This window comes from Acidovorax sp. Root217 (genome assembly GCF_001428645.1).
In the GTDB taxonomy this organism is placed as follows: domain Bacteria; phylum Pseudomonadota; class Gammaproteobacteria; order Burkholderiales; family Burkholderiaceae_C; genus Acidovorax.
Genome location: NZ_LMIH01000004.1, coordinates 259 through 10,471, shown reverse-complemented (window position 1 = coordinate 10,471; position 10,213 = coordinate 259). Strand labels below are relative to the sequence as shown.

Genomic DNA, 10,213 nt, shown 5'->3' with positions numbered 1-10,213 from the left:
TAGAGCGGCTAACAAAACTCAGCGAAGCGGTTCTGGCTAGGCGCTGCGTCGCAGGCAGTACGACAAGACGCTGCAACGACGCCAGAAGAGTTTTGTTAGCCGCTCTTAGCCCCTCCACATCCTGAATGTCACGTACAGGATGTACGCCAGGAACAGCACGATCCACGCCAGAAAGAACATGTTGCTCCAGTACTGGCCCGCCTGTTCTGCCAGGGTGTAGACCTGTCCTCTGCAGCCCTTTCCCACGCATTCGATCTCGCCCCTGGCCAGCGCGCGCAGCAGGCCGAAGGACAGAAAGCCGGTGATGGCAGCGCACACCACGAAGCCCACCGGCCCCAGGGGCGGCTTGGTGACTTCGTCGTTCTCGTCGCGATAGCCTTTGGCGAGTTGTTTCTGCCCGTAGCGGTACACGGCATACCCGAGAAGAAGCATCAGCGTGTAGTAAATGATGTCGATCATGTCATCAAGCCGTGGTGTCGATGAGGTGGATAAGCAGACAGGCGGGCGGATAAGACTTTGGCAACGATGGTATCCGAGCGCGGTTGGGGTGGCCCTTGTGCCCGTGCAGAAACAGGGCCATCCGCGATCCGTGTGATGATGGCAACCGAACTAGAACGGACACACTTCCATGGCAACCCCTCCCGACAATATCAGCATGGCCCTGTTTTGCGACTTTGAAAACGTCGCCCTGGGCGTGCGCGATGCGCAGTACGACAAATTCGACATCAAGCCCATCCTGGAGCGCCTGCTGCTCAAGGGCTCCATCGTGGTCAAGAAGGCCTATTGCGACTGGGAGCGCTACAAGGGCTTCAAGGCCACCATGCACGAGGCCAATTTCGAGCTGATCGAGATCCCCCACGTGCGCCAGTCGGGCAAGAACTCGGCCGACATCCGCCTGGTGGTGGACGCGCTGGACCTGTGCTACACCAAGTCGCACGTCAACACCTTCGTCATCATCAGCGGCGATTCGGACTTCTCGCCCCTGGTCTCCAAGCTGCGCGAGAACAACAAGCAGGTCATCGGCGTGGGCGTCAAGCAGTCCACCTCGGACCTGTTGATCGCCAACTGCGACGAGTTCATCTTCTACGACGACCTGGTGCGCGAAAAGCAGCGCGCCCTGGCCCGGCGCCAGAGCCCCGGCTCGCCGCCCGCCCCGCGCCGCACGCCCGAGGAAGAGCGCAGCCGCAAGGAATCGCAGGACGTGCGCCGCGCCCAGGGCGTGGAGCTGGCGGTGGAGACCTTCGAGGCCCTGACCTCCGAGCGCGGCGACAGCGGCAAGATCTGGGCCTCGGTGCTCAAGGAAGCCATCAAGCGCCGCAAGCCCGATTTCAGCGAAAGCTACTACGGCTTTCGCACCTTCGGCAACCTGCTCGAAGAGGCGCAGGCGCGCGGGCTGCTGGAGTTTGGCCGCGACGAACGGTCTGGCGCGTATGTGTTCCGCGGCCTGGGCACCGCAGGTGGCGATGCGCCCGAGTCTGCCGGCCGCAGCGATGCAGCCCCCGCCGAACGCCAGGGCAACAACAACGCAGGCAACCAGCGCCATGACTTCCACGCCGTGGCAGCGCTGCCGGATGCCTCCGGCGGCAGCGGCGAAGGCGGTGGTGGGCGCGGCGGCCGCTCGCGCGGGCGCCGTGGAGAAGGCTCTGCCCGATCCGGCGCGACGCAGCAGCATGCCGATGCGCGGCAAGACCTGCAGCAGCCACAGCATGCAGACGCCCGCACAGACCACCAGGGCGCCGACGAGCGCGACGACGCGCCAGCCGAGCGCCCGGCCCGCACCAGCTACTTCACCCAGCCAGCGCCCGCCCCCGTGCCGACGCCAGAGCCTGCTGAAACACAACCGCCCTACCGCGACGAGCCGGCAGACGATGCCGAGGCCGCCGACGAGCGTGCCGAGGCAGCAGCCGCTGCGATGGTAGACGCGCTGGACGACGCCGCGGACAGCGTTGGCGCAGCCGCTTCGGCCACCGCGCGCGCGCCCCGCAGCCGCCGTGCGGCCACGGCACCTGCACCGCGCAAGGGCGCAAGCAGCAGCGGCGGGCGCAAGCCAGCCGCAGCGCAGGCCGACGCACCTGCGGCCGAGCCCGCACCACCGGCAAGGGGCAAAAAGACGACTACTGCCGCCCCTGCAGCCGCACCCGCCAAGGCTGCAGCGGCACCCCGTGCACGCAAGCCACGCGGTGAAGGCAAGTCGGCCAAAGCGGCGGAATAGTCCCCTTTGCGCACCCTTGCGGCCGAGCGACTACCGCCGCTGGCCGCAAGGGCCTCCCTCGGACAACGCGGAGTAAGTCTTCGCGATGGGGCGTGCCCTGGTTCGGGATGGAGTGGGGTGGAAAAGTGCCTACGCAGCGCAGCCTTCGCTCGTGAGAGTGCCTTGCAACTCGGCCTTGTGCCGCGCTCGCAGCTCCACTTCAAACTGAATGATCTTGGCCGGGGGCGTGCTGCGGCACGTCACCATCAAGACCCTCCTGGGGTTGACGCGCACCACCTCGTCCACTGCAGGCGTTGCAAGCGCTGACTTGACACTGCCGACCTGGTAGGCATCGGGCCGGATGTGCACCTCCAGTGGCCGGGTCATGGCCGAGCACCCGGCCAGAGCGAACAAAGCGAGCAAGCCCGAAAAACCAACAAATCCCATGCGCTTCTCCCATTCAGGTTGTACTTCTTCTGCGCCAACCAGTACCGAAGACGCTTTCACGTTATAGACACATCAAGCGCATGGCCTGTCACAAAACGTACTGAGCGGCCGAGACGCCCCATCCACGGCGGCGCTTCAAGAAGGCAATGGGGCATGGCCGCCGTCGGCAAAGCCTGAAAGAGCGGCAAGCCCACGTAGACTGCGGGGCAAACCGACTACAGCCCATGCCCACCGATACCTCCTACCGCCCCCACCTGCACCGCACCGGCCTGGCCCTGCTCATCGTGGGCGGCATCGACATCGCCGCCTGGCTGGTGTGCCTGGCGCTCGACGTGCCCTATGTGTCGAGCTTCAACATCTTCTCCGTGGCCGGCGGCATCTTCCTGTTGCGCGGCAGCCTGCGCGCGGCGTCCATCGTGCGGCGCATGGCCATCTCCATGCTGGCGCTACTGGCCGCCGTGGTGCTGGTGTCGCCGCTGCTGCAGCCGCCGGGCCTGACGCTCGCCATGGTCAAGACGCACGCCGCGCTGGCCCTGCTCGGCGGCGTGCTGCTGGTCTTCACCGTGGCGCTGATGGCGTGGCTGGCACGCGAGCTGGGCGCCCCCCCGGTGCTGGCAGCCACAGCGGCTGCCGGCCTCAAGGTGCGCAGCACGCGCTGGCCCATTGCAATGGGAGCGGGCATCGCCGTGCTGCTGGCCGGTGCCAGCATGGCCCTGCAGCACACCGATGCGGCGGCCCGCGCCATCGCCCAGGCCCGTGCCGCCCATGGCGATGGCTACCGCTACCACCTGAGCCTGATCCAGGCGAAGGAAACCCCTGCGGGGCGCGAGATCACGGGCACCGTGTCGGCGTGGAACGGCGATGGGGTCAAGACCGTGCCGTTCCGCTGGGTGCAATGAGGCAATGGCTGACAAACTTGTGCGCTGTGGTCCGGTTATCCTCGTAACCGCATGTCAGCCGACCCAATAAAACCCCTCCCCCATCGACCTTCTGCATTCCATGGTGGTGGTGGCCGAATGGGCGCCCGCATCCGCGCATTCGAATGGGCTGCCACGCCACTGGGGCCCATCGCGCAGTGGCCGGCTTCGCTGCGCATCGCTGTGGACATGATGCTCGGCTCCGACTTCGCCTCGTGCCTGTTCTGGGGGCCAGACCTGGTCGCGATCTACAACGACGGCTACCAGGCCATCCTGGGCGGTAAGGGCGAAGCGCTGGGCCAGCCCCTGCGCGTGACCTGGGCCGAGGCGTGGGAGGGGCTCCAACCCATTGCCGAGAAGGCCCTGGCGGGCGAGTCCACCTTCATCGAAGACTTCCCGCTTCGCATCGACCGCAGCGGAACGCTGGAGGATGCCTACTTCACCTTCTGCTACAGCCCCTGGTTCGACGAGCACGGCGCCATCGTCGCCATGCTCGACACGGTGGTCGAGACCACCGACAAGGTGCTCGCCGAACGCAAGGCGCGGTCTGAGCGCGCGCGCCAGCAGCGCCTGCTGCAGCAGATGCCCGGCTTCGTGGGCGTGCTCACCGGGCCTGAACATACCTTCGAGTACGTGAACGATGCCTACGTGAAGATCTCGGGCCCGCGCGACTTCATCGGCCGCACCGTGCGCGAAGTGTTCCCCGATCTGGCAGGCCAGGGCTACTACGAAATGCTCGACCGGGTGTACGCCACCGGCGTGCCCATGCAGGCCTCGGCCATGCCCATCCAGCTGCAGGGCGAGGCCCACGAGCGCCATATCGACATCCTCTACGAAGCCATGCGCGACGACGCCGGCGCCATCCACGGCATATTCGTCGGCGGCTACGACGTGACCGAGCGCGTGCAGGCCCAGGTCGCCGCGCAGGCCAGCGAGGCGCGGTTGCGCGCGCTCAACGCCGACCTGGAGCGCCAGGTGATCGAGCGCACCCTATCTCGCGGCCGCGCTTGGGCCGTGAGCCCCGAGCTGCTGTGCGTGATCAACGCCAGCGGGCACTTCGAGGCCGCCAACCCCGCCTGGGAACGCACGCTGGGCTGGACCGAGGACGAGATGCAGCGCATGGGCTTTCGCGAGCTGGTGCACCCCGACGACCTGGCCGCCAGCGAGCGCGCCTGGGTGGATGCCAGCGAGCGCGGCCTGCCCGTGCTGCGCTTTGAAAACCGCTACCGCATGAAGGCCGGCGGCTGGCGCTGGCTGTCCTGGGTGGCGGTGCCTGAAGAGGGCCTGGTCTACTGCATCACCCGCGACGTGCAGGACGAAAAGGACCACGCCGCCGCACTGGCCGAGCGCACGGCCGAGCGCGACGTGCTGGCCACCATCGTGCAGACCACCGACGCCTTCATCCAGGTGCTGGACCGGGACTACCGCTTCCTGGCCATCAACCAGGCCAATGCGGACGAGTACGAGCGCGTGTACGGCGTGCGCCCCGCTCCCGGCGATAGCCTGACCGCGCTGCTGAACGGCACGGGGGCCGATGTGCAGGCCGCGCTGGCGCTGTGGCAGCGTGCCATGGCCGGCGAGTCCTTCACCATCCAGGGCCAGTTCGGCAACCCGGCGATTGCCCAGCGCCAGTATGAGCTCAAGTTCGAAGTGCTGCGCGCCGCCGACGGCACGCAGATCGGCGCGTTTGCCACCGGTGTGGACATCACCGACCGGCTGCGCCAGCAGGCCGCGTTCGACGAGGCGCAAGAGGCCCTGCGTCAGGCGCAGAAGATGGAGGCCGTGGGCCAGCTCACCGGCGGCATTGCGCACGACTTCAACAACCTGCTGGCCGCCATGAGCGGCAGCCTGCAGGTCATGAAGATCCAGATGGCCAAGGGCAAGCGCGAGGGGCTGGAGCGCTACATCGAGATGTGCGAGCGCTCGGTGCGCAGCGCCGCCAGCCTCACCCAGCGCCTCCTGGCCTTCTCGCGCCGCCAGACGCTGGACCCGCGCCCCGTGGACGTGAACCGCCTGGTGACCGGCATGCAGGACCTGATCGCCCGCACCGTGGGCCCCACGGTGGACCTGCAGGTGGCCGCAGCCCCCGACCTGTGGGCCACCCGCATCGACCCCTCGCAGCTGGAGAACGCGCTGCTCAACCTGTGCATCAACGCGCGCGACGCGATGATGCCCCAGGGCGGGCGCCTCGTCATCACCACCGCCAACCGGGTGCTGGACGAGCGCAGCGCCCGCGAGCACGAACTTGCCCCCGGCGAATACCTGGTGCTGAGCGTGGCCGACACCGGCTCAGGCATGCCACCGGGTCTCATCAAGCGCATCTTCGACCCCTTCTTCACCACCAAGCCCCTGGGCCAGGGCACGGGCCTGGGGCTGTCGATGGTGTATGGCTTCGTGCGCCAGTCGGGCGGGCAGGTGCGCGTGCAATCGGCCCCGGGCCAGGGCACCACCATGCACTTGTACCTGCCGCGCCACCAGGGCCATGCGCAGGAGGAAGCCGCAGCGGCCCACCACGACCTGGCGCCAGGTGCAGGCGAGACGGTGCTGGTGATCGAGGACGAGCACACCATCCGCGAGCTGTTCAGCGAGGTACTGGCCGAGGCCGGCTACCGCGTGCTGCTGGCCGACAGCGGCCCCACCGGCCTGCACCTGCTGCAGGGCCCCGAACGCATCGACCTGCTGCTCACCGACGTGGGCCTGCCCGGCGGCCTCAACGGCCGCCAGGTGGCCGACGCCGGCCGCACCGTGCGCCGAGGGCTCAAGGTGCTGTTCATCACCGGCTACGCCGAGAACGCCGCCGTGGGCAACGGCCTCATGGACGAAGGCATGGCCATCCTCACCAAGCCCTTTGAGATACCGCACCTGGTGAACAAGGTGCGGCAGATGCTGGATGGGGCGAGGTAGATGGGCACGCCCCGCCTATTTGATTAAACAGACACCGAGGACCCCGATGATTTTCTGGTGTTCGACCCGCAGTGCGGCGGAGTTCAACCCAAGGCAGCCCTGTCGCCGCAGCCGCACCATAGAGCGCAAGAGACCATCTTCATCCTCAACTTCATCCTGAACCTGCAGGGCGCAGGCTTACCCTACATGCGCAGCGCCGCTGCATACGGCTACCAGCAGCAATTGAAGCAGTGGGCGGAATACGCCAGCCAGTTCCCAGAAGCTGATTTGGCGACCGCTTGTCGAGCAAGAGCTGCGGCAGGAAATTGCCACCACAGCCCACCTGTCTTTTTCCACCGCCATTCGCCACACACTGATGCGTGTGATCGCGTAAGAAAAACAAAAACAGCTGATCCCACAACAACCCAACAGGCGCAGACCCTATGAACGACAATTGCACTACCAGTGGGCGCTCTACAAGGTGCGGCAGATGTTGGGTGGGGGGAGGTTGGCGCACTCAGCCCCCCGCCACCTCTTCGCGCAGCACCCCATGCGTGTCGCACTGCTCGTCCAGGTCGCTGATGGCTTGGTCGGCCTGCTCGTCCGGGTAGATCAGGCGCACCACCAGAAACTCCTCGCCGCTGTCGTCCAGCACCTCGTGCCGGCGCGCGGCGCCCAAAGCCTGCCAGACGAGCACGACGCTCATCGCGTCCGTGGTCGCGCTGATCATGGTGCTGTGCGATTCGCGCCCGTCGCGCGTGAATCGGAAAACGGCTGACGACATTGGCATACAGGCAGGGGGTAGGGGCAGGCCCAGGTCTTCCTCTGAGCGATGCCCAGGTGGCACCATGGTAGCAACACTGGGCTGGCCGGGTGTCCAACAAAGCCTGCGCGAGAAGTAAGCCATTGTGTACTGCCCGCGCCCCCAAAAAAGGGCCCGCTCGGCGGCGGGCCCAACTCGCGATGGTCACGAGGGAGAGAGACGCCGCAAACCTCGCGGCGTAGCCATCGTAAAAGTGCCGCCCCACCCACCCATGTAGGACTGCAGGCCAACGCACAGGGGCCCTGTGCGCCGTGCGCTCGCTCACGCGGCTTACAAATCGGGGCCCCAGGGGGCCGCTGGATACCGCCCGTGCATCTGCTTACCGGGCATGGCGTTTTTCCGACCGGCGCATAGGACAAGACCTACAAAACCGCGCCACCGCGGCGCCCAAAAATGGAGTCACACACGGTCGTCGTGTGCATGTGTTTTCACCAACAGGAGAATGTGAATGCCCAACAACAACCCTCAAGGCAACAACCAGTACCAGGACGACAGCAACCCTCAGCGCAAGCCCTCGGGCGAGCGCCAGCAAGAGCAGAGCACCGGCAGCCCGGGGAACCGCCAGCAGGGCCAGCAGGACCGATCCAGCCCACAGACCGGCAACCAGGCCAGCCGCCAGCAGGGCGAGTCTTCGTCGTCGAACCAGCGGTCCTCCAAAAATCAGCACTGACCGGGTGGACGCAACCGCAAGGGTTGCAGCCCCCCGTAACGGCACCGGCTCTTTCGAGCCAGTGCGCTTGATCGATCAATTGCATTTGAAGAAAGAGGGGCGCGCGGCCAGGCCTGCGTACCGCACCCGCCGCCGCCCGCCCCACCCAAGGAGCAAGACAATGGGATACCGAGACAGTGACGACAGTGGCTTTTCGCGCCACGGAATGAACCACCGCGACAACGACCACCCCGACCTGGCCCGCGACGAAGACCTGCGCACCAGCCATTCCATCCCCGGGGACAGCCGCACAGGCCGCTACGAGCCCTTCGGCGGTCGCCGCGACGGCCAGGGCTACCAGGGCGGGCGCAGCTGGCAAGCCCACAGCGATGCCGGACGGGATTTTGGCCGCGAGCGCTACGACCAAGGCCAGGGCAGCGGTTACCGCAGCAACCGCGACAGCGGCTATGGCTACGGCGCGCGCAGCCCCGACATCGGTGGCTACGACCCGTACGAAGCAGAGCAACGCTTTCGCCAGCAGCAACAGCACGGTAGCGGCGGCCATTACGGCGGCGGCTACGGCCAGGAGGACCGTGTCCGCCTGAACCGCCCCGACGCCTGGGTCCGCGAAGGCTATGGTGGCCCTGAGCGTGACCAGGGCGACGTCTACGCCAGCCAGCGGGGCCGCAGCTATGGCCATGGCTACGACGGCCGGCCGGATGCCCGGCAGGAAGGCTACGGTGGCAACTACGACCGCCAGCAGCAGGGCAACCCCCTGTACCGCAGCAGCCAGCGCGAGCACCATGACCCCGACTACTCTGCCTGGCGCCAGGAGCAATTGCGCCTGCTCGACGAGGACTATGACTCGTGGCGCAACGAGCGCTACCAGAAGTTCTCAGACGAGTTCAATACCTGGCGCACCTCGCGTAGCCGCAACGAAGGCCTGCTCGGCTCCAACCAGTCGGGCCAGGTGGTGCAGAACCCGCCGGCCAAGAGCCAGCAAGGCAGCAGCACCACCAACCCGGGTACCACCGCAGGGGCAGCCCAGGGCAAGACCAAGGAGTGATGGGGCGCGGTGATGGAGGGCGGGGCAGCCCTGCCCCGCGCAGGGCGGCTCAGCTCTGCCCCGCCGTGCCAACCAAGGCGCGCCGCGCCCGGAACCTTCCGTCCAGCGCGCAGCCAGGTGCCACGGGTGTCTGCGGCGTTGCCTTGATCGTCGATAGCGCCGTAGGCAGGCCCGCGTGCCTTGTGCACCCCACCATCCGGCGCCTGCGACAGGGCAATGCCTTGCCAGCGGGCCGCTGCCTGGCGTGCAACAAGCCATTCGAAAAGCCCAGCCACAGAAGCCCAGCCCCTACCTGTCTTGCCGCCGTCCGGCGGCACCACGCGGACCCGTCCTACAGCACCCGACCCGCTCCAGCGTGACCATGGCCGTCGAGTTCCCCACTCGGCCAGCGCTAAACCCACGCACACGAAAGCCCCCACCATGCTGTTCCACTTCCCCTCGTTGCTGCAGCAATTGCTCGGGGCCACCCACCCCAGCCCCATGGGGCCGGTGGACCCCGTGCCCGATCCCCTGCCCGGCAACCCCTTGCCACCCGAGCCGGTAGGGCCGCACCCCACGCCGGCACCGATGTAGGTGCGCCGGCACAGGTGGTGGCAATTGTTTGATTGATCAAACGCGGGGTCTGTGGCTACGATGGCCCGATGAACCGGAGCACCTCCCCATGCGATTAGTGCTTGCCTACCCCGAGGATGCAGACAGCACAGAGAAGGCTGCCATGGCAGAGCGTGCCGCGCTCGAAGTCTGCCTGGCCGCTGGCGTGCACCCCTACATGGCCTGGCACGACTATTCGCTGGTCCACTCCGGGCTGAACCTGCCCTCCTCGGCCTTCGCCACGGCAGAGATCGCAGGCGCCTTTGTCTGGATCGAAGCCATCGCCGCCGCGCAGGAGTTTCTGAACCCGCCCCGCGGCGCCAAGGTCGAAATCGACGTGCTCTTCGAGCCCGGCGACGAAATGCCCCCTGTTCAGTTCGACCCCGGCCGCGCCGTGCTGCGCGACTATCTGTACCTGCAGATGTGCCTGGCGCCCCGGCCGGCGATCAACGCGCTGGCGGACCCGGATGACCCGCCGACCGGGCCCGCGCCGCTCAGTTCCTGGCCGGAGTTGAGTCTGGAGAACGGGTAGCAGCGGGGGTTGCGCCGCTGTTGGCTTGCGGCGGATCTGGCCTCGCCGCGCAGGTGGCGCCTGCTGCGTGCTTTGATGGCGGGCTGGTTGCCTTGCTTGCAGCATGCATGCATA

General features: G+C 67.1%; 11 protein-coding genes. 8 read left to right on the top strand and 3 right to left on the bottom strand.

Translation table 11 applies throughout. The annotated features are described in order from the left end of the window. Positions 1-105 precede the first annotated feature (105 nt). Complete coding sequence (locus ASE31_RS01475) at positions 106-459, bottom strand: hypothetical protein (protein ID WP_057199776.1); 354 nt, start codon at positions 457-459, stop codon at positions 106-108. Between the two features lie 169 nt (positions 460-628). Between ASE31_RS01475 and ASE31_RS01470 the strand changes: the two genes are divergently transcribed. Further along, positions 629-2,212, top strand: coding sequence for an NYN domain-containing protein (locus ASE31_RS01470; protein ID WP_057199775.1), 1,584 nt, complete (start codon positions 629-631; stop codon positions 2,210-2,212). A 129-nt stretch (positions 2,213-2,341) separates the two neighbouring features. Here ASE31_RS01470 and ASE31_RS01465 read toward each other — a convergent pair whose 3' ends face one another. Further along, entirely contained in the window at positions 2,342-2,698 is a 357-nt protein-coding gene (locus ASE31_RS01465) for a hypothetical protein (protein WP_157412305.1), read from the bottom strand. 164 nt (positions 2,699-2,862) lie between these two features. Here ASE31_RS01465 and ASE31_RS01460 point away from each other — a divergent pair, with 164 nt between their 5' ends. From ASE31_RS01460 to ASE31_RS31410, 3 genes are all read left to right on the top strand, one after another. Further along, positions 2,863-3,537: a hypothetical protein gene (locus tag ASE31_RS01460; protein ID WP_057199773.1), complete on the top strand. Its 675-nt coding sequence runs from the start codon at positions 2,863-2,865 to the stop codon at positions 3,535-3,537. Positions 3,538-3,654: 117 nt separating this feature from the next. Then, the gene (locus tag ASE31_RS01455) at positions 3,655-6,459 is read left to right on the top strand and encodes a PAS domain-containing protein (RefSeq protein ID WP_057199772.1); all 2,805 of its coding nucleotides are present in this window, start codon (positions 3,655-3,657) and stop codon (positions 6,457-6,459) included. A 57-nt stretch (positions 6,460-6,516) separates the two neighbouring features. After that, on the top strand, positions 6,517-6,885 hold the full coding sequence (locus ASE31_RS31410; protein ID WP_157412304.1) for a hypothetical protein: 369 nt from the start codon (positions 6,517-6,519) through the stop codon (positions 6,883-6,885). Between the two features lie 70 nt (positions 6,886-6,955). On the opposite strand, the gene ASE31_RS01450 is transcribed toward ASE31_RS31410, so the two are convergent. Further along, a complete protein-coding gene (locus ASE31_RS01450) occupies positions 6,956-7,168 on the bottom strand; it encodes a hypothetical protein (RefSeq protein ID WP_157412303.1) in 213 nt (70 codons plus the stop codon). A gap of 541 nt (positions 7,169-7,709) precedes the next feature. On the opposite strand from ASE31_RS01450, the gene ASE31_RS01445 reads away from it, so the two are divergent. The 4 genes from ASE31_RS01445 (at position 7,710) to ASE31_RS01435 (ending at position 10,099) form a co-directional block, all read left to right on the top strand. Next, positions 7,710-7,931: a hypothetical protein gene (locus ASE31_RS01445; RefSeq protein WP_057199770.1), complete on the top strand. Its 222-nt coding sequence runs from the start codon at positions 7,710-7,712 to the stop codon at positions 7,929-7,931. 160 nt (positions 7,932-8,091) lie between these two features. Continuing rightward, positions 8,092-8,976 (top strand): hypothetical protein, encoded by an 885-nt coding sequence (locus tag ASE31_RS01440; RefSeq protein ID WP_157412302.1) that lies wholly within the window; start codon positions 8,092-8,094, stop codon positions 8,974-8,976. Between the two features lie 420 nt (positions 8,977-9,396). Next, positions 9,397-9,549 carry a hypothetical protein gene (locus ASE31_RS31405; protein ID WP_157412301.1) on the top strand — a complete coding sequence of 51 codons (153 nt, stop codon included), beginning with the start codon at positions 9,397-9,399 and terminating at the stop codon, positions 9,547-9,549. An 88-nt stretch (positions 9,550-9,637) separates the two neighbouring features. After that, positions 9,638-10,099, top strand: a complete 462-nt coding sequence (locus ASE31_RS01435; protein ID WP_157412300.1) for a hypothetical protein — start codon at positions 9,638-9,640, stop codon at positions 10,097-10,099. Positions 10,100-10,213: the final 114 nt, after the last annotated feature.